Consider the following 20,183-nt stretch of genomic DNA (forward strand, 5'->3'; position numbering starts at 1 on the left):
GCTTTGGCTGCGTTAGAAGAACGGCAGAATGCTGCTCTCTTCTTCAGGCTTGTCGGCGAGGGGGCATTCGGGACGCTGGCCATAGTCGGCGGTGGCGCAAGGCTTGATGCGACGCTTCTGTGCCAGCGATATGCGTTGCATGTGGAAGGGTTGGTTGGCAGTGCGTTCGACGATGCGGTCTTGCTCATCGAGGATTTCCACCGCCAACTGATGGGTGCCTCGATCAATGTTACTCAAGGCAAACACCGGGCTTGGCCCCGGTTCGCCGGTGGGCTGTCCGTCGAGCAACAGGCGGTAGCGATGGCCCTTTTTCAGTCTCGGCTCACTGGTGGCTGTGACGATCAATTCTCCCGCTGTACTGCGTATCGTGGCGTCCGGCTCCGGGATCAGCAGCCGGAGCATTTCGTAATGGAACAGAGGTGTGGACGGCTCTGCGGAGGCGGGCGCCGTGGTCACCGCTGCGGGCGCCGTCGGCATCCGGTTGCCGGGTGGCAGTTGGATTTTCTTTGCATTGCCGGGGCGCGGCTGATCGGTGAAGACGCGGTTGCCTTGGGCGTCGATGTAGGTATAGACCTGCGCCATCCCTGGCAGGACGACCAGCGACAGACCCAGGGCAAGCACCCAGCGGATCATGGCTTGTGCACCCGTTGTACGGTGAAGGTGACGGTTTCGCTCTGTTGCACAAGGGTTTCCCCATCGATGACCTGGACCGCCAGGCGATGCTCGCCCCGGTCGATATTCACCAGTTGCAGGCGCGGCACGTTGGTGGGTTGGCCGTAGGGCTGATCATCCAGCAGCAGCCGGAACTGCTGGGGGCTTTGCAGGCGTGGTTGCGCCCGGACGCCGACGGTGAAGGTGCCATTGTTCGCGCGTAAGGCTTGCTCGGTGGGGATGTCCGTCAGTTCGAGTACTTCGTAGGCCTTGCGCGGCGCTTCACTGTTGGCGGGAGCTGTCGGCGTGTCCGGGCTGGTTGGAGACTGGCGTTCGATGCTATTGAGCGGCGGCAACTCCACCGTCTGGGCCGGTACGCCTTGGGGTGGCTGGTTGCTGTAGGCGGTGTTGCCGTCGGCGTCGGTGTATTTGTAGATCTGGGCTGCTGCGGGCAGTGCCAGTAGCAACAAAACTCCAGGAAAGACACGACCCATAAAAATCAACCGGAAACCGAAAGTGTTGGATGCAGCATAGGACAAGGCGGCGGTTGACCCAACCCAAAGAATTCAAACACTGAAATCCCCTTGTGTGCGAGCCTGCTCGCGATGGCGATCGATCAGTCACATCGCTGTTGACTGACACACCGCTATCGCGAGCAGGCTCGCTCCCACATGGGGAATGTGTGTTGCCTCAGCTTTTGGCGATACACAGCTCTGCAGTCGCCCGGATCAGGGCAAGCCGGTGCACCGGATGCTGTTTGTTGTTGTGGGTGGCCCGGGCCAGCCATTGCGGGCACTGCGGGTCGGTGCGGTAGGGGGCGAAGTCGGCCAGTTGTTGCAAGAGGCGTTTTTGCAGGCGATCAAGCTGCGGGCGGATTTGCCCCACCAGGTCCGGACGCGGGAGGTCCGGGGCCTTGCCTTCCAGGGTCCAGTCGGACAGGTTGATGTACTGCACCAGTTTGTTGGCTTCTATCTGGGCGGTGAAAAATGCCTCCACGGTTTCACCCGTCAGCTTGTAGACCGGGGCCTGGGCGACGGCGGCGGCAATGACTTCTGGCTCGCGCTGACGGTCTTCCACCGGTTTATGGCTGTCCCATTTGCTCAGCGCCACTTGATCGGCGATGGCGATGCGTTCGCCGATGGCATTGAGCAAAGGAGTCAGGGCGTCGGGAGCAGGTGTGGCTTGGGCGGTGCTGGTCAGCAGTGCGGCGGACAGGGCAAGGCCAAGGTGCAAGCGCAAAGTCATGGGCAGTCTCGTCTTCTATGGGGAGCGACGGCCATCATGCACGTAACCTGCGCCCATGAAAAAGGCCTCCCGAAGGAGGCCTCTCTTGTTTCACGCCGCGTGTGCGAGCGCTACCGGATCAGCAGCTGTAGTACAGCTCATATTCCAGTGGGTGTACGAAGGTGCGAACCTTGATTTCTTCTTCGCTTTTCAGTGCGATGTAAGCGTCGATGAAGTCATCGCTGAATACGCCGCCCTTGGTCAGGAACGCACGGCCCTTGTCCAGCTCTTCCAGGGCTTCTTTCAGGCTGCCGCAAACCTGTGGGATTTCCTTGGCCTCTTCAGGCGGCAGGTCATACAGGTTTTTGTCAGCGGCATCGCCAGGGTGGATCTTGTTCTGGATACCGTCCAGACCAGCCATCATCAGTGCAGCGAAGGCCAGGTACGGGTTGGCAGCCGGATCCGGGAAGCGGGCTTCGATACGGCGGGCTTTAGGGCTGTTCACGTAAGGAATACGGATCGAGGCGGAACGGTTGCGAGCCGAGTAGGCCAGCATTACCGGGGCTTCGAAGCCTGGGACCAGACGCTTGTAGGAGTTGGTCGACGGGTTGGTGAAGCCGTTCAGGGCCTTACCGTGCTTGATGATACCGCCGATGAAGTACAGGGCGGTGTCCGACAGGCCGGCATAGCCTTCGCCAGCGAAGGTGTTCTTGCCGTCTTTGGAGATCGACACGTGAACGTGCATGCCCGAACCGTTGTCGCCGTACAGTGGCTTCGGCATGAAGGTCGCGGTGCGGCCGTAGGCATCGGCAACGTTGTGCACGACATATTTCAGGGTCTGGACTTCGTCAGCCTTCTTGACCAGCGTGTTGAACTTCACGCCGATTTCGTTCTGGCCGGCAGTCGCCACTTCGTGGTGGTGAACTTCCACGGTCTGGCCCATTTCTTCCAGTGCGTTGCACATGGAGGTGCGGATCTCGTGGTCGAAGTCGAACGGTGGAACTGGGAAGTAACCGCCTTTCACGCCTGGACGGTGGCCTTTGTTACCGCCTTCCACGTCCTGGTCGGACATCCACGAACCTTGTTCGGAGAAGATCTTGAACATGGAACCGGAGATGTCGGACTTGAATTTGACCGAATCGAAGATGAAGAACTCAGGCTCCGGACCGAAGAAAGCGGTGTCGCCGATACCGGTGGACTTCAGGTATTCCTCGGCACGGTGGGCAATGGCGCGTGGGTCGCGGTCATAGCCTTGCATGGTCGAAGGTTCGATGATGTCGCAGACCAGGATCAGGGTCGGCTCTTCGGTGAATGGATCCAGGACGGCGGTTTCGTCGTCCGGCATCAGGATCATGTCGGACGCTTCGATGCCTTTCCAGCCGGAGATGGAGGAACCGTCGAACATCTTGCCGATTTCGAAGAATTCTTCGTCCAGCGCATCACGGGCCGGCATGGTCACGTGATGTTGAGTGCCTTTGGTGTCAGTGAAGCGCAGATCAATCCACTTGACGTCATGATCTTTGATGAGTTGAACCGACTTCGACATATGTCCTCCGGGTGGCTTCGGGCGGTAATGGTGTGCCCGTAGATATGGGTGATGCCGGCGCGAATACTCTGCCAAGGCAACCTGCCTCACAAGGGAGCAAATTGCATGCCAGTGCCCCAGCTTGGGTTTTTTGCACCAAACCCACGCCTTTTGAAGGCTTGAACAGCGGATTGTCAGACAATAGCGCACTGTAATGTAGCGCAATGAATGGAGAATGACCTGTTTTGGTGCATTAAAAAACTGGGTGCACATTAATTGGTTAAACCTTGAGCAATTCCGCTATAATCCGCGCCCCCCTTTTTCGGCTGGCCGTTCGCGCGCTGTTTTCATGAAACTAATCGTAAAAGTCTTCCCCGAAATCACCATCAAGAGCCGCCCGGTCCGGACGCGTTTCATCCGGCAGTTGGCGAAGAACATCCGTGCCGTGCTCCGTGATCTGGACCCGGTCGTGGTGGTGAATGGCGTGTGGGACAACCTCGAGCTGGAAACCCGCATCGGCGAACCCAGGATCCTGAAGGAGATGACCGAGCGCCTGACCTGCATGCCAGGCATCGCGCATTTCCTGCAGGTGGATGAATATCCATTGGGGGATTTCGACGACATCGTCGCCAAATGCAAGCTGCATTATGGCGATGCGTTGGCCGGCAAGATTTTCTCGGTCCGTTGCAAGCGCGCGGGCAAGCACCCGTTCAGTTCGATGGACGTGGACCGGTATGTCGGCAGCCAACTGCGCCAGCAGTGCGGCGCCGCCGGGATTTCACTGAAGAACCCGCAGATTGAAGTACGCATCGAAGTTCGCGACCAGCGGTTGTTCGTGATCCACAGCCAGCACAACGGCATCGGCGGGTATCCGCTGGGTGCCCTGGAGCAGACGCTGGTGCTGATGTCCGGCGGTTTCGACTCCACCGTCGCGGCCTACCAGATCATGCGACGCGGCCTGATGAGCCACTTCTGCTTCTTCAACCTCGGCGGGCGCGCCCATGAGCTGGGTGTGATGGAAGTGGCGCACTTCATCTGGAAGAAGTACGGCAGCTCCCAACGCGTGTTATTTGTGAGTGTGCCGTTCGAAGAAGTCCTGGGCGAAATCCTCGGCAAAGTTGACGACAGTCATATGGGCGTCATTTTGAAGCGTATGATGTTGCGTGCCGCGTCCAGCATCGCTGATCGCCTGCACATCGATGCGCTGGTTACCGGCGAGGCGATTTCCCAGGTGTCGAGCCAGACGCTGCCGAACCTGTCGGTGATCGACTGCGTGACCGAAAAGCTCGTGCTGCGCCCGCTGATCGCCAGTCATAAGCAGGACATCATCGACACGGCCAACGCGATTGGCACCGCTGAGTTCGCCCGGCACATGCCGGAGTATTGCGGGGTCATCTCGGTCAATCCGAAAACGGCCGCCAAGCGCGGGCGCGTGGAGCATGAAGAGAAGGAATTCGATATGGCGGTGCTCGAGCGTGCGCTCGAAAACGCCAGGCTGGTGCCGATCGATCGAGTGATCGACGAATTGGGCCAGGACGTCAAGATTGAAGAAGTCGGCGAAGCACTGGCCGGTCAGATCATCATCGACATCCGTCACCCGGATGACGCTGAAGACGACCCGTTGAGCGTCGCCGGCATCGAGGTACAAACGATGCCGTTCTATGCAGTGAACGCGCGTTTCAAGGAACTGGACCCTACTCGCCAGTACCTGCTGTATTGCGACAAAGGCGTGATGAGTCGCCTGCATGCCCACCATCTGCTCAGTGAGGGGCATGCCAATGTGCGCGTTTATCGACCGAGCTAAGTGCCCGGGGCTGTTTGCCTGTGGCCTGCGTCACCGGCCCCCCGACGCCGCCGACAAGCTGTAGCGGCTTTGTCGGACTCAACGTAAATCGCTGCCACGACCTGTCAGCACACCGAATCCTCTGATCGAGATACACAAGTGATCGAAAATCTACGCAACATCGCCATCATTGCCCACGTTGACCATGGTAAGACCACCCTGGTAGACAAACTCTTGCGTCAATCCGGCACCCTGGAGCGCAACGAGCTCAACGACGAGCGCGTGATGGACTCCAACGACCAGGAAAAAGAGCGTGGTATCACCATCCTGGCGAAAAACACCGCCATCAACTGGAACGGCTACCACATCAACATCGTGGACACCCCGGGCCACGCCGACTTCGGTGGTGAAGTAGAGCGCGTGATGTCGATGGTCGACTCCGTGCTGCTGCTGGTCGACGCCCAGGACGGCCCTATGCCGCAAACCCGTTTCGTGACCAAGAAAGCGTTCGAAGCCGGCCTCAAGCCGATCGTCGTGATCAACAAGGTCGACCGTCCGGGCGCGCGTCCTGACTGGGTTCTGGACCAGATCTTCGACCTGTTCGACAACCTGGGCGCCACCGACGAACAACTGGACTTCCAGGTCGTCTACGCCTCGGCCCTGAACGGCATTGCCGGTCTGGATCACACCGACATGGCTGAAGACATGACCCCGCTGTACCAGTCGATCGTCGACAACGTACCCGCGCCGGCCGTTGACCGTGACGGTCCGTTCCAGATGCAGATCTCGGCCCTGGACTACAACAGCTTCCTGGGTGTGATCGGTGTTGGCCGTATCGCCCGTGGTCGCGTCAAGCCGAACACCCCGGTCGTTGCCATCGACGTCGACGGCAAGAAGCGCAACGGCCGTATCCTGAAGCTGATGGGTCACCACGGTCTGCACCGTGTGGACGTCGAAGAAGCGGCTGCCGGCGACATCGTCTGCATCAGCGGCTTCGAAGAGCTGTTCATCTCCGACACCCTGTGCGACCCGACCGTGGTCGAGGCGATGAAGCCGCTGACCGTCGACGAGCCGACCGTTTCCATGACCTTCCAGGTCAACGACTCGCCGTTCTGCGGTAAAGAAGGCAAGTTCGTGACGTCCCGTAACATCAAGGAACGTCTGGACAAAGAGCTGCTGTACAACGTGGCACTGCGCGTTGAAGAAGGCGACTCGGCCGACAAGTTCAAGGTCTCCGGTCGTGGTGAGCTGCACCTCTCGGTACTGATCGAAACCATGCGTCGCGAAGGCTTCGAAATGGCAGTAGGTCGTCCGGAAGTGATCATCCGCGTCGTCGACGGCAACAAGCAGGAACCGTTCGAGAACGTCACCATCGACATCCCTGAGGAATCCCAGGGCAAGGTCATGGAAGAAATGGGCCTGCGTAAAGGCGACCTGACCAACATGTCCCCGGATGGCAAAGGGCGCGTGCGCCTGGAGTACAACATCCCGGCGCGTGGCCTGATCGGTTTCCGTAACCAGTTCCTGACCCTGACCAACGGTGCTGGCATCCTGACCTCGATCTTCGATCGCTACGACACCATGAAGTCCGGCCACATGTCCGGCCGTCAGAACGGCGTCCTGGTATCGGTAGAAACCGGCAAGGCGCTGACCTACTCCCTGGAAACCCTCCAGGCGCGTGGCAAGCTGTTCGTCGAGCACGGCCAGGAAATCTACAACGGCCAGATCGTGGGTCTGAACAGCCGTGACAACGACCTGGGCGTCAACCCTACCAAGGGCAAGAAGCTCGACAACATGCGTGCTTCGGGTAAAGACGAAACCATCGCCCTGGTTCCACCTGTTCGTTTCACCCTGGAACAGGCTCTGGAATTCATCCAGGATGACGAGCTGTGTGAAGTGACGCCTAAGTCGATCCGCCTGCGCAAGAAGATCCTGGACGAAGGCGAGCGTACCCGCGCTGCCAAGAAAGCCAAGGCTTGATCGTTTAGCCCCGGCTGAATGAAAAACGCCCCCGGTCGTGAGATCGGGGGCGTTTTTTTATGCCTGGGATTTTTGTGCTGACTATTCGGGCCTCATTGCGAGCAGGCTCAGCACCGTCCATGTGGGAGCGAGCCTGCTCGCGATGGCGCCAGACCCGGCGCCGCAGAATCAACCGATCAGAACCGGTCCAGCGTCCGCGGATTACGCTCGCGCTCCACTTCCTTGGGCTTGTACGCGCAATACCCCGGCCGAGGTCCGACCCGCGGATGATTGCGGCAGGTGTCCGGGCGTTTCTCGTAAATGGTGCACAGGCGGCTCTTGCGGTCCAGATAAAGGCAGTCGTTGTTGCTCATGCGCTGGAGCGTGAAAATTTCCGACTTCTGGTTGTACCGTTCGACGATCCCTTCCTTTTGCAGGCGCTTGGCGATGTTTTTCGGTGGGTCGCCCAACTCGAATTCATCGACGATGCCGATCCGGATCAGGTCCTTGATCTTGACCTCGACCGGCAGCGTGCAGCAGCTCGATACGCAGGAACCGCACATCGGGGCGGAATACTTGGCCCAGGTATCGAGTCGGTCGATCTCCGCGGCGGCGATCAGGTTGGGCTTCATCATCTAGGTGTACCAGCATGCATCAGGGCGCGCGATCATACCGGGACTGGTGAAATTTTGAACGACCATCTGCCGGTTTTTTTTCGTCCCGGCAAAACCCCTCCTTTGGCGGCACGGCCCCTGCATTCATTCGGTCATCGGCAATTCCCTGGCGGCAATTCTCCGGCACTTGGGGAAAAACCACCGAACCAAGAGCCTTTGCCGTCTGTCAGACCGTCTAGGCTCAGACAATTCCATGCTCGTTCGAGGTCTTATTCATGACTCAAGAACCACTTGTTCGCGAAGCTGAAGTGGCCGCATTTCGCGACGCCGTGTTGACCAAACTCACTTATGCCGTTGGCAAGGACCCGGATCATGCGTTTGATCACGATTGGTTCGAAGCCATTGCCCTTGCCGCCCGCGACCACATGGTCGAGCACTGGATGGATCACACGCGGCAGATCTATCGCAAGGGCCAGAAGCGGGTCTATTACCTTTCCCTGGAATTCCTCATCGGGCGCTTGCTCTACGACAGCCTGAGCAACCTTGGCCTGCTGGACACTGCTCGCGAAGCCTTGACCGAACTGGGCGTGGACCTGGAGCGTATCCGCCTGCTCGAGCCCGATGCGGCGCTGGGCAATGGTGGCCTCGGCCGATTGGCGGCGTGCTTCATGGAAAGCATGTCGACCCTCGGCATCGCCGGCCATGGCTATGGCATTCGTTACGAGCACGGCCTGTTTCGCCAGGCGATCGTCGATGGCTGGCAGCAGGAGCAGACCGAGCATTGGCTGGATTTCGGCAACCCCTGGGAGTTCGAGCGGCCGGAAGTGGTCTACCCGATCGGCTTCGGCGGTAGCGTCGAAACCGTCACCGACGAGACCGGCAAGGCTCGGCAAGTCTGGTCTCCGGGTGAAACCGTGCGGGCCATCGCCTACGACACCCCGGTGGTGGGCTGGCGGGGTGCGAGTGTGAACACTTTGCGCCTGTGGCGTGCCCGGGCGATGGAAGACCTGCACCTGGAACGCTTCAATGCCGGCGACCACCTGGGGGCGGTAGCTGAGGTCGCCCGGGCCGAAAGCATTTCCCGCGTGCTTTACCCGGCCGACAGCACCGAGGCCGGGCAGGAGCTGCGCCTGCGCCAGGAATACTTCTTCGTTGCGGCTTCGCTGCAGGACCTGCTGCGCCGCCATCGCAACATGCACACTTCGGTACTGACCCTGGGCGATCACGCGGCGATCCAGCTTAACGACACCCACCCGTCCATCGCCGTGGCCGAGCTGATGCGCCAATTGGTGGATGTCTACGACGTGGCCTGGGACGCGGCCTGGCAGATCACCCAGGACACGCTGTCCTACACCAACCACACGCTGCTGCCCGAAGCCCTGGAAACCTGGCCGGTGGGGTTGATGGAGCGCATGCTGCCTCGACACATGCAGATCATCTACTTGATCAATGCCCAGCACATCGATTCGCTGCGGGCCAAGGGCGTGCACGATTTCGACGTGCTGCGCTCGGTATCGCTGATCGAAGAAGACAACGGCCGCCGGGTGCGCATGGGCAACCTGGCATTCCTCGGTTCCCACAGCGTCAACGGGGTGTCGGGGTTGCATACGCAACTGATGCGCAGCACGGTGTTTTCGGAGCTGCACAAGCTCTACCCGGAGCGGATCAACAACAAGACCAACGGCATCACCTTCCGCCGCTGGTTGTTCCAGGCCAACGCCGAATTGACCTCAATGATGGTCGATGCGCTTGGCCCAAGCGTGCTCGATAACCCTGAAGAACGCCTGGTCGAACTGGAGCCTTTCGCCGACAAGCCGGCGTTCCGCAAGCAGTTCGCCGAGCAGCGCCTGCACAGCAAGAAAGCCCTGGCCTACCTGATCCACGAGCGACTGGGCATTGCGGTGAACCCGGCGGCGATGTTCGACGTGCAGGTCAAGCGGATCCACGAGTACAAGCGCCAGTTGCTCAACCTGATGCACACCGTGGCGCTGTACCAGGCGATTCGCGCCGAGCCGGAGGTGGACTGGGTGCCACGGGTGAAAATCTTCGCCGGCAAGGCCGCTGCCAGCTATCACCAGGCCAAGCTGATCATCAAGTTGACCAACGACATCGCCCGGGTGGTGAACAACGACCCGACCGTGCGTGGCCTGCTCAAAGTGGTGTTCTTGCCCAACTACAACGTCAGTCTGGCCGAAAGCATCATTCCGGCGGCGGACCTGTCGGAGCAGATCTCCACGGCCGGTTTCGAAGCGTCGGGCACCAGCAACATGAAGTTCGGCCTCAACGGTGCGCTGACCATCGGCACCATGGACGGCGCCAACGTGGAAATGCATGAGCGGGTGGGCGGTGAGCACATGTTCATCTTCGGCCTGACGGCCGAGCAGGTGGAAGCTCGCAAGCGCAACGGTGAATTCAGCGCTGCGCCGGACATTGCCGCGTCCCATCGCCTCGGCGATGTGTTGCAGGCGATTCGTGGCGGGGTGTTCTCGCCGGACGACCCGATGCGCTACACCGGCCTGGTGGATTCGCTGGTGGACTACGACCGCTTCCTGGTCTGCGCCGATTTTGACGCCTACTGGAACGCCCAGGCCAAGGTCGAAGAGCGCTGGCACGATTCCAAGCAGTGGTGGCGCTCGGCGGTGCTCAACACGGCGCGCATGGGCTGGTTCTCCTCCGATCGGACCATCCGCGAATACGCCACCGACATCTGGAAAGCCCTCGAGTAGCATTTGCTGTAAGAAATGTGAGCGAAGCCCAACGGCAAATGGGCTTCGTCGATATACTGAGCGCCAGTTTCGCCGGGCTGTGTGGCCGGATTCAGTACTGGAAACCCTCATGATCGATGTGGGAGCGGGCTTGCTCGCGATAGCGGACTGTCAGCCAGCATCAATGTTGGATGTGGCGGCCCCATCGCGAGCAGGCTCGCTCCCACAGGTTGTGTGCGGTTCCACTAGACTGAGCCAGACACCGCATCACCCCGGTCATGCCCGCAACGGGCCGCTCAGGGATATCAACCATGCAATGGATTTTGACGCTGTTGGGCCTGGCAATCGGCTGGGTGGTGGATGAGTCGTTCGCCGACGCGCTGATAGGTGCGTTGTCGGGGCTCGGCATCGCTCTGGTCTTGCGGCTGCGCCGCCTCGGGGCCCAGGCCGGCAAACAACAGAGTCTGCTGGAAGCGGCCCAGCAAAGCCTGCTGACGCTTGAAGCACGTCTTGCCGTGCTTGAGCGCGGCACTGTATCTGCGCCGGGCGCACCGGTGCCGGCCCCCGAGATCGTCGTCGCACAGGCCCCGCAGCCCGAGGTCCGGAGCGAGGCAGAACCCGAGTCGGAACCGGAATTGGTCTGGGAACTGCCGCCCGACCTGGCACCGACTCCCGCGATGGCGACCCAAGCCAGCCAACCGTTGCCCGACGACATCTGGACTCCTGCGCCGGTCACTTCCCGGCGCGATGCCCGCGCAGCGCAGCCGCTGGAACCGATTGTCACCCCGCCAACCCCGCGTGGTCCCGGTTTCATCGAGCGTGCCGTGGCCGGTGCGCGCAACTGGCTGTTCGGTGGCAACACCGTGTTGCGGGTCGGTGTGCTGCTGTTGTTCCTCGGCCTGGCGTTTCTGCTGCGTTATGCCACTGAAGGCATGGTGGTGCCGATCGAGCTGCGTTACGCCGGCGTCGCGGCCAGTGCGTTGGGCCTGCTGGGCCTGGGTTGGTGGCTGCGCCAGCGCAACAACAGTTATGCGCTGATGCTCCAGGGTACCGGCATTGCAGTGTTGTACCTGACGGTGTTCGCCGCCATGCGCCTGCATCCACTGCTCGATTCCAAGGCCGCCCTGGGGCTGCTGGTGGCGGTCACGGTGTTCTCGGCGATCCTGGCGGTGACCCAGAACGCCCTGGGGCTGGCGGCCGCCGCCGCGCTGGGCGGCTTTGCCGCGCCGATCCTGACCTCCACCGGCAGCGGTAACCATGTCGCGCTGTTCAGCTACTTCATCCTGCTCAATACCGGCATTCTCGCGATTGCCTGGTTCAAGGCCTGGCGCCTGCTCAACCTGATCGGTTTTGTCGGCACCTTCGGTATCGGCATCGCCTGGGGCCTGCGTTCGTATTCCCCGGAACTGTTCTTCAGCACCGAGCCGTTCCTGATCATCTTCTTCCTCATGTACCTGGCGATCGGTTTGCTGTTCACCCGGCGCAAATTGCTGGAAATGAGCGACGGCCCCGAGGATGACAGCCGTGAAGCGCTGCTGCGCTGGTCGGTGCGCAAGGGCGATTACGTGGACGGCACGATGCTGTTCGGCCCGCCGTTGCTGGCCTTCGGCTTGCAGCTCACGCTGGTGATGTTCCTGGACCTGGCCGCAGCGTTCAGTGCTTTGTTCCTGGGCATGATCTACATGGGCCTGGCCCGTGTGTTGATGCGGGGACGTGCCTTGTTGCTGGCTGAAACCTGCCTGGCGCTGGGGGTGATTTTTACCAGCCTGGCGATTCCCCTGGGCCTCGACGCCCGTTGGACCACGGCAGCGTGGGCGGTGGAAGGCGCGGGGATTTTCTGGCTGGGCCTGCGTCAGCAGCGGCCATTGGCGCGGGCGTTTGCCTTGCTGCTGCAGCTAGGTGCGGCACGGGCGTTCTTCGGCGAGTTACAGCTCGGCCAAGGCAGCCTGCTTCAGGGCGCCCCATTGGGCGCATTGATGCTGGGCGCGGCCCTGCTGTTCAGCTTCTATCAGTTGCGTAAGGCGGCGCCCGGGCACACCGCGAGTTGGGAGCGTCAGGTGCAGCCGGTGCTGGCGGTGTTGGGCCTGGGCTCGCTTTATCTGCTGGCGCCGCTGTTTTTCTTCACCCATGGCACCGCCATCGCCTGGGCGCTGGCCGGTCTGGCGACACTGTTTGTCGGTCTGCGCCTGCAATCGCGGGCCTTCCTGTTCACGGCGTTTGGCGTGCAACTGCTGGGAGGCGCGCTGTTCCTGATGCGTTTGCGCGGCGCCGATGGGGATTCGGCGGCGGTGCTCAACGCCGGCTGGAGCGGCTTGCTCAGCGCCTCGTTGATCGGCCTGGCATTGATCGGCGGCATGTTGCTGGCGGCTCGCGACGAGATGGTGCGCAACGATGTGCGCTTGCTGCGTGGATTGTCCGTGGTGTTGCTGGCGGGGCTGGTGCTGATCAATCTCGCGGTGCTGTTCGTTCTGCCGTGGCAAACGGCGAGCGGTGTGTGGGCCGCCAGCGGTCTGTTGATCATCTGGCTGAGCCTCTATCTGAAACAGCGCGTGAGTTTTGTCTTCGGCCTGTTGTTGCAACTGCTGGGTGGTGCGGCGTTCCTCGTTGCCGGGCCACTGTTGCTCGGGCCGCTCGACGCCGAGGGGCTGCGGCCCCTGGCCCATAGCGGGTTCTGGACGCCACTGGTGCTGGGGTTGGCGGCATTGGTCGGCGCGTGGCGCTTGCAGCGGGGCCATTCGGCGACGGTGTTCGAAGCCTTGCGCCTGCGGCGTTTGTCCGAGCTGTTGCTGGTCTGGGGCGCCGGCTGGTGGGCGCTGGCCTGGGTCAGCGAAGTGCTACGGTTTGCCCCGGAAAATCTGCAGGGCAGCTTGCTGCTGATGGTCGCGGCCATCAGTGTGGTGGTATGGACTGTGTTGGCGCTGCGCTTGAAGTGGTCGGCGCTGGGGTTGCTGTGTACGTTACTGATTCCGGCGGCGGGCTGTGTACTCGTCGCGACCTGGCACAATCGCTATCACCCGGCGGCGGACCTTGGCTGGCTGGCCTGGGTGGCGGTGTTCGGCGTGCATTTCCTGTCCTTGAAACGCCTGGCGTCGACGCTGCCGGCCCAGGCGCGCAGTACCGCCCATGTGCTCGGTTGCTGGCTGCTGATCGGCGTATTGGCGCTTGAGCTGCGTTATGGCCTGTTGCTGTTGTCCGAGCAGTACAACGCTTGGCGCTGGTTGGGGTGGGCGATCCTGCCGAGCCTGTATCTGGTGCTGATGGCCGCACCGCGGGCCTGGCCGTGGCCGGTGTCGGCCCAGCCGCGGGAATACCGTGTCTACGCGGCGGCGCCCCTGGCCCTGTTGATGCTCGGTTGGTTCTGGCTGGCCAACACCTTCAGCAATGGCATCGCCGAGCCGTTGCCGTACGTACCCCTGCTCAACCCGCTGGAGCTGGGCCTGCTGTTTGCCTTGTTCGGTGTCTACATATGGATCCGTAGCGCGCTGGCGCAGTTGGCGATCCGTTGGGCCCATGCCGAACACGTCGCCCAGTTGATTGCCGGGGCATCGTTGTTCGCGTTCTTCACCGCCCTGGTGATGCGCAGCGCCCACCATTGGCTGGACGTGCCGTTCGAGTTGGAGGCGCTGCTCGAATCCATGTTCGTGCAAGCCGGGTTGTCCCTCGTCTGGACCTTGATCGCCCTGGGCCTGATGATCGGCGGACATCTGCGGCATCGCCGCGAGGTATGGCTGATCGGTGCGGCGCTGATTGCCGTGGTAGTGGCCAAGCTGTTCTTTGTCGAATTGAGTAACCGTGGCGGTCTGGCGCGGATCGTGTCGTTTATCGGCGTGGGTGTACTGCTGTTGGTGGTGGGCTACTTCGCGCCGCTGCCGCCCAAACGGCCGGAAACGGTTGCAGAGGCTGAGCCGCCGATGCCTGTCAATGAGGGAGTGTCATCTTGAGTCGCAAGTTGAGTCGGATCGGCCTGGGTGTGGTCGGGTTGTGGGTGGCATGTTTATGGCTGGCTTCGTCGGCTACGGCCCAGGAGCAACCGGCGGACTTCGCCCACCAGGTGCCGTTGACCTTGAGTGGCGAGGGGCCGTGGTATCGCCTGCCGTTGCCGCTGGAGGTCCAGTTGCAAGCGCGACAGACCGACCTGAGCGACTTGCGGGTCTTCAACGCGGCCGGGCAGGCCCAGGCTTATGCGCTGGTTCGCGAGGCGGCGCAGAGCCGGGAAAGCCGCACCCTCACCGACGTGAAATGGTTCCCGCTGTACAACGCTGCCGATGACAACGAGCGCGCGCCCAGTGTGCGGGTGCAGTCGAATGCCAACGGTACGCTGGTGGAAGTCCAGCCGGCCAGTCGGCTCGAGGCGGGGGAAGAGGAGTTGCGCGGCTGGCTGCTGGATGCCAGCGCGATCAAGGCGCCCTTGCAGCAGCTGATTCTCGACTGGACCAGTGAACGCGACGGCTTCCAGCGGTTCACCATCGAAGCCAGCGATGACCTGCAGAGCTGGCAGTCGTGGGGCGAAGGCCAGGTGGCGCGCCTGACCTTTGCCGATGAGCGGGTCGAGCAGCATGAAGTGAACCTGCCGGGACAATCGGCGCGTTACCTGCGGTTGCTGTGGGATTCGCCGTCCTCCGCGCCGGTGCTGACGTCGGCGCAGTTGCAGAGCGCCAGCCGCGAAAGCCTGCCGTTGCCGCTGGCCTGGTCGCAACCGTTGGCCGGCAGCACCACGAAGGCCGGTGAATACACCTGGCAGTTGCCCATGGGGCTGAACATCGAGGAGGTGCAGGTCGAGCTGAGCCAGGCCAACAGCCTGGCGCCGGTGACCCTGGCCGGGCGCCGTGAGAGCAGTCATCCCTGGCAGTCGATGGGCAGCGGTTTGTTGTATCGCCTGACCCAGAATGGTCAGGATGTGGTGCAGAACCAACTGCAGTTGTCCGGCCAGACCGTCCAGCAGTTGAAGCTGACGGTGGATGAGCGCGGCGGCGGCCTTGGTACCGAAGCACCGGCCCTGCGCTTTGCCGTGCGCCCGACCCAGGTGGTGTTCCTCGCACGTGGCGAAGGCCCCTACAGTCTGGCGCTGGGCAGCGCGACGGTGAAGGCGGCCAGCCTGCCACTGACGACGCTGGTACCCGATTACCGTCCTTCGCGCCTGGCGACCCTGGGCATGGCGACGGTGAATGGGGCTACGACCTCGACGCCGGCGGTCGAAACGGCACCGGCGGTCGTCGGGACCAACTGGAAAAAAATCGGCCTGTGGGCGGTGCTGGTGCTCAGCGTGCTGTTTCTTGGGTCGATGGCGTTCAGCCTGCTGCGCAAGCCGCCGGTCAAATCCTGAAGGCGGGTGCTTTGCACCCATCGCGAGCAGGCTCGCCCCCACATTTGATTGCGTTTCCTCTGACGGAACCCGGTCAACTGTGGGAGCGAGCTTGCTCGCGATGACGTCACCCGTGAACTCAATCCTCCATATCCCGTCTCATAGGAGGAATTAAGTCCCGACTCGCGCTAAACTGCGCAGGTTTTTCCGCCCCCTATTCTTCGGAGCCGTCCATGTCTCGCGTTACCTTGAGTCGCTATTTGATTGAGCAGACCCGCAGCAACAATACCCCTGCCGATCTGCGCTTTTTGATCGAAGTGGTGGCGCGTGCCTGCAAGGAAATCAGCCACGCCGTGTCCAAAGGCGCGCTGGGTGGGGTCCTGGGCAGCATGGGCACCGAAAACGTGCAGGGCGAAGTGCAGAAGAAACTCGACGTGATTTCCAACGAAATCCTGCTCGAAGCCAACGAATGGGGCGGTCACCTGGCCGGCATGGCGTCCGAGGAAATGGACAATGCCTACCAGATCCCGGGCAAATACCCCAAGGGGGCCTACCTGCTGGTGTTCGACCCGCTGGACGGTTCGTCGAACATCGACATCAACGCACCGGTCGGTACCATTTTCTCGGTATTGCGTTGCCCGAACGAATACCTGAGCCAGAACGAAGCCCTGAACGAAAAGGCCTTCCTGCAGCCAGGCACCGAGCAAGTGGCCGCCGGTTATGCCATCTATGGCCCGCAGACCATGCTGGTGCTGACCCTGGGCGACGGCGTCAAGGGTTTCACCCTGGATCGTGAGATGGGCAGCTTCGTGCTGACCCACGAGAACATCACCATTCCTGAAAGCACTCAGGAATTCGCCATCAACATGTCCAACCAGCGTCACTGGGAAGCCCCGGTGCAGCGCTACGTCGGCGAGTTGCTGGCCGGTGAAGAAGGCCCGTTGAAAAAGAACTACAACATGCGCTGGGTGGCCGCGATGGTTGCCGACGTACACCGCATCCTGAACCGTGGCGGCTTGTTCATGTACCCACGCGACAGCCGCGAGCCGACCAAGCCGGGCAAGCTGCGCCTGATGTACGAAGCCAACCCGATGTCGTTCCTGGTGGAACAGGCCGGCGGCGCATCCACTGATGGTCACCAGCGCATCCTCGACATCAAGCCTGAAGGCTTGCACCAGCGCGTGGCGGTGTTCCTCGGTTCGAAGGAAGAAGTGGCCCGCGCCACGGCGTACCACAAGGAATAAACCATGGCCGAGCCTTGGCAGCCGTTACTCGATTGGTGGTTTGGTTCAGCCGATACACCGGACGAAATAGCGGCTGACAAGAACAAGCTGTGGTTTGGCAAGCACCATGATCGCCAGGCGCGCGAGCGTTTTGGCGATCAGGTCGAGCAGGCACTGGCCGGCGACTTGACCGACTGGGCGCAACGCCCGGAAGGTTGGCTGGCCCTGGTGATATTGCTCGATCAGTTCCCGCGGATGATCTTCCGCGACACGCCCAAGGCCTTCTCCGGCGATCTGCGCGCCCAGGCGTTGGTGGCCCAGGGGCTGGCGGCGGGTTTGGACCGGCAGCTCAAACCCATCCAGCGCGTATTCATCTACCTGGTGCTCGAGCACTGCGAAAACCTCGCCGTGCAGAACGAAGCCGTATCCCGGTTTATCGATCTGCTTCGAGAGCAGCCGGAAGCGGATCGGGCGGTGTTCGAAAACAATCTGGACTATGCCGAACGGCATCAGAAGATCATCGCCCGGTTTGGACGGTTTCCCCATCGCAATGCGGTGTTGGGGCGGGCGTCTACGGCTGAGGAAGTGGAATTCCTGAACAGGCCTGGGTCCAGGTTCTGATTTTTCGGTGTGGCTGATGCCTCCATCGCGAGTAGGCTCGCTCCCACATTCGATTGCGTTTCCTCTGACGGAACCCGGTCAACTGTGGGAGCGAGCCTGCTCGCGATGAGGCAAGTGCAGACACTCTAGATCCGGAAGCTACCCACCAACTGCTTCAACCGCGCCGCCTGCTGTTCAAGGTCGGTGCAGGCCCGCAAGGTGGCTTGCAGGTTTTCCACGCCTTCCTGGTTCAGTGTGTTGATCTCGGTGATGTCGACGTTGATCGACTCCACCACGGCGGTCTGCTCTTCGGTGGCCGTCGCCACTGACTGATTCATGCCGTCGATCTCACCGATGCGCTGGGTCACGCTGCCCAGGCGTTCGCCGGCCTGGTTGGCGATGCCGACGCTGCTTTCGCTCTGGCGCTGGCTGTCGGTCATGGTCAGTACCGCCTCCCGTGCGCCGACTTGCAATTCTTCGATCATTTTCTGCACTTGCTGCGCCGAGTCCTGGGTGCGGTGGGCCAGGTTGCGCACTTCATCGGCCACCACGGCGAAGCCGCGCCCGGCTTCACCTGCGCGGGCTGCTTCGATGGCGGCGTTCAGGGCGAGCAGGTTGGTCTGTTGGGAAATGCTGGTGATGACCTCAAGGATCTGGCCGATGTTCACCGTGTTGCTGTTCAGGGTTTCGATGTTGCCGCACGAATCGCTGATCTTGGCCGACAGCTGCTGCATGGCGGCGATGGTTTTATCCACCACTTGCTGTCCGTCTTCGGCCAGGTTGCGGGCGTCGCTGGAGTGTTGCGAGGCGAGGGCGGCGTTCTGGGCGATTTCCTGGGCAGCGGCGCCGAGCTGGTTGATAGCGGCTGCCACGCTGCTGGTGCGCGAGGCCTGCTGGTCGGAGTTGAACATCGAGGAGTTGGAGGCGCTGACCACGCGCAGTGCCACTTCGTTGACCTGGCCGGTGGCCGAGGCCACTTCACGGATCGAGGTGTGGATACGCTCGACGAAACGGTTGAAGGAGGTACCCAGGGCACCGAATTCGTCCTGGCCGTGAATGGTCAGGCGTCGGGTCAGGTCGCCTTCGCCTTCGGCGATGTCATGCATTGCACGACCCATGGTCAGCAGCGGTTGCATCAGCACGCGGATCAACATGCCCAGCAGGGCGATGATGAACACCACGGCGATGACCATGGCGATCAGCGCCGAAGTACGGAATTCGCTGAGCATGGCCAGCGCGGTGTCCTTGTCGAGCACCAGTGCCACGTACCAATCGGCTCCCGGTACGCCGTTGACCCGGGTAAAGGAGATGAACTGGGTCTTGCCGTCGAGTTCGACTTCCTTCATGCCCGGGCTGACTTGCGGCGCACCGTTGGGGTAGGCCTCGGCGAGGGTCTTGAGGATGCGTTTGCTGTCGGGATGGATCAGGATCTTGCCGTCGGCGCTGACGATGAACGCGTGGCCGTGGCCGCCGAAGTTCAGCGAGTTGATGATGGCGCTGACGCTCGACAGGTCGATGTCTGCACCCGCCACGCCGATCATCTGGTTCTGATGCTGTACCGGGGTGGCAACGGTGATCACCAGTTTGCCCGAAGAGGCGGCAATGTAGGGTTCGGTGACAATGGTTTGCTGTGCGCTGTTGGCGGCCTTGTACCAGCCACGGGCGCGAGGATCGTAGTCGGCGGCGCGATTACCCGCCGGCACCGAGAACATCACGCCGTCGACGCCACCGAAATAGCTGAGCTGGAAGTTGCCGGTATAGGCCGGCAGGTCGACTGCACGCTTGAGGCTGGTGGCGCTGCTGCCGTCCACGGCGATCTGCTGGGCCAGCGATTGCAGCAATTGGATACGACCGTCGACCCAGGTCTGGATATTACGGCTGGTCAGGCTGCCGAGTTCCTGCATGGAGGTTTCGGTGCTGTTGTGCAGGCTCTGGCGCTGACGGTAGTCGTTGAACAGGATGAAACAGGCGAATGCAACGGCAACCACGAGAGCGGCGGCCAGCAGGATTTTGTGGCTGAATTTCATGTTTCTGGTCATTAAGAGCGCTACCGCACAGGAGCTGGTCAGGAAGGGGTGTCAATTTGCCATAAGGCAGGATTCCACGCTGTTCTTTTTATCGACCCGCAAGCGCCAGAGTTCAGGCGTCAACGGGGTAAACCCGACGAAATGCACGACGCGATCACAAACGGTTTGATTTACCGACGAAACACCTGCTTTTGAGCCAATAAATACCAGTGTTGCCGGGGAACCAGATAGGGGTTTTCTCTTCTAAGCTTCAGGTTGGCACCCTGCCACCTTCCTTCCGCTCCAGGAGTTTCACGATGTCCCTGCGATCTATCGCGTTGTTGTCTTTGTGCGTCTTGTTGACCGCATGCAGCAAGGTCAACCAGGAAAACTATTCGAAGCTGTCCGCCGGCATGTCCAAGGCCGAAGTCGAAACGTTACTGGGAAAACCGACCGACTGTTCGGGCGCGCTCGGCATGTCCAGTTGCACCTGGGGCGACCAGAAAAGCTTTATCAGCGTGCAGTATGCCGGTGAGAAAGTGTTGATGTTTTCCGGCCAAGGCCTGAAGTAAACCGGGGCCAAGTGCCCAC

At 61.4% G+C, this 20,183-nt stretch carries 14 protein-coding genes; 8 read left to right on the forward strand and 6 right to left on the reverse strand.

Going from position 1 to position 20,183, the window contains the following annotated elements; genetic code table 11:
* Window positions 1–12: 12 nt before the first annotated feature.
* From LOY67_RS01745 to glnA, 4 genes are all read right to left on the reverse strand, one after another.
* Entirely contained in the window at window positions 13–633 is a 621-nt protein-coding gene (locus tag LOY67_RS01745) for a DUF4124 domain-containing protein (protein ID WP_265065672.1), read from the reverse strand.
* Window positions 630–1,145, reverse strand: a complete 516-nt coding sequence (locus LOY67_RS01750) for a DUF4124 domain-containing protein (protein WP_265065673.1) — start codon at window positions 1,143–1,145, stop codon at window positions 630–632. The genes LOY67_RS01745 and LOY67_RS01750 overlap by 4 nt, the downstream gene beginning before the upstream one ends.
* A gap of 196 nt (window positions 1,146–1,341) precedes the next feature.
* Window positions 1,342–1,896: a chorismate mutase gene (locus tag LOY67_RS01755; protein ID WP_265065674.1), complete on the reverse strand. Its 555-nt coding sequence runs from the start codon at window positions 1,894–1,896 to the stop codon at window positions 1,342–1,344.
* Between the two features lie 118 nt (window positions 1,897–2,014).
* Entirely contained in the window at window positions 2,015–3,421 is a 1,407-nt protein-coding gene (gene glnA / locus LOY67_RS01760; protein WP_265065675.1) for a glutamate--ammonia ligase, read from the reverse strand.
* 328 nt (window positions 3,422–3,749) lie between these two features.
* On the opposite strand from glnA, the gene thiI reads away from it, so the two are divergent.
* Both thiI and typA read left to right on the forward strand, forming a co-directional pair.
* A complete protein-coding gene (thiI, locus tag LOY67_RS01765) occupies window positions 3,750–5,204 on the forward strand; it encodes a tRNA uracil 4-sulfurtransferase ThiI (RefSeq protein WP_265065676.1) in 1,455 nt (484 codons plus the stop codon).
* A gap of 138 nt (window positions 5,205–5,342) precedes the next feature.
* Complete coding sequence (typA, locus tag LOY67_RS01770; protein ID WP_139646412.1) at window positions 5,343–7,163, forward strand: translational GTPase TypA; 1,821 nt, start codon at window positions 5,343–5,345, stop codon at window positions 7,161–7,163.
* A gap of 176 nt (window positions 7,164–7,339) precedes the next feature.
* Here the strand turns inward: typA and LOY67_RS01775 are convergent, their stop codons facing one another.
* Window positions 7,340–7,777: a YkgJ family cysteine cluster protein gene (locus LOY67_RS01775; RefSeq protein ID WP_024778075.1), complete on the reverse strand. Its 438-nt coding sequence runs from the start codon at window positions 7,775–7,777 to the stop codon at window positions 7,340–7,342.
* Window positions 7,778–8,031: 254 nt separating this feature from the next.
* Here LOY67_RS01775 and LOY67_RS01780 point away from each other — a divergent pair, with 254 nt between their 5' ends.
* The 5 genes from LOY67_RS01780 (at window position 8,032) to LOY67_RS01800 (ending at window position 17,607) form a co-directional block, all read left to right on the forward strand.
* A complete protein-coding gene (locus LOY67_RS01780) occupies window positions 8,032–10,482 on the forward strand; it encodes a glycogen/starch/alpha-glucan phosphorylase (protein WP_265065677.1) in 2,451 nt (816 codons plus the stop codon).
* Window positions 10,483–10,772: 290 nt separating this feature from the next.
* Window positions 10,773–14,402 (forward strand): DUF2339 domain-containing protein, encoded by a 3,630-nt coding sequence (locus LOY67_RS01785; RefSeq protein ID WP_265065678.1) that lies wholly within the window; start codon window positions 10,773–10,775, stop codon window positions 14,400–14,402.
* The gene (locus LOY67_RS01790; RefSeq protein ID WP_265065679.1) at window positions 14,399–15,784 is read left to right on the forward strand and encodes a DUF3999 domain-containing protein; all 1,386 of its coding nucleotides are present in this window, start codon (window positions 14,399–14,401) and stop codon (window positions 15,782–15,784) included. The genes LOY67_RS01785 and LOY67_RS01790 overlap by 4 nt, the downstream gene beginning before the upstream one ends.
* Window positions 15,785–15,996: 212 nt before the next feature.
* Complete coding sequence (locus LOY67_RS01795; protein WP_265065680.1) at window positions 15,997–17,007, forward strand: class 1 fructose-bisphosphatase; 1,011 nt, start codon at window positions 15,997–15,999, stop codon at window positions 17,005–17,007.
* 3 nt (window positions 17,008–17,010) lie between these two features.
* Complete coding sequence (locus LOY67_RS01800) at window positions 17,011–17,607, forward strand: DUF924 family protein (RefSeq protein WP_265065681.1); 597 nt, start codon at window positions 17,011–17,013, stop codon at window positions 17,605–17,607.
* A 125-nt stretch (window positions 17,608–17,732) separates the two neighbouring features.
* On the opposite strand, the gene LOY67_RS01805 is transcribed toward LOY67_RS01800, so the two are convergent.
* Complete coding sequence (locus LOY67_RS01805) at window positions 17,733–19,625, reverse strand: methyl-accepting chemotaxis protein (protein WP_265065682.1); 1,893 nt, start codon at window positions 19,623–19,625, stop codon at window positions 17,733–17,735.
* Window positions 19,626–19,909: 284 nt separating this feature from the next.
* Here LOY67_RS01805 and bamE point away from each other — a divergent pair, with 284 nt between their 5' ends.
* Window positions 19,910–20,164 (forward strand): outer membrane protein assembly factor BamE, encoded by a 255-nt coding sequence (gene bamE, locus LOY67_RS01810; protein WP_024778082.1) that lies wholly within the window; start codon window positions 19,910–19,912, stop codon window positions 20,162–20,164.
* Window positions 20,165–20,183 lie beyond the last annotated feature (19 nt).

Source organism: Pseudomonas sp. B21-056, assembly GCF_026016325.1.
Classification (GTDB): Bacteria; Pseudomonadota; Gammaproteobacteria; order Pseudomonadales; family Pseudomonadaceae; genus Aquipseudomonas.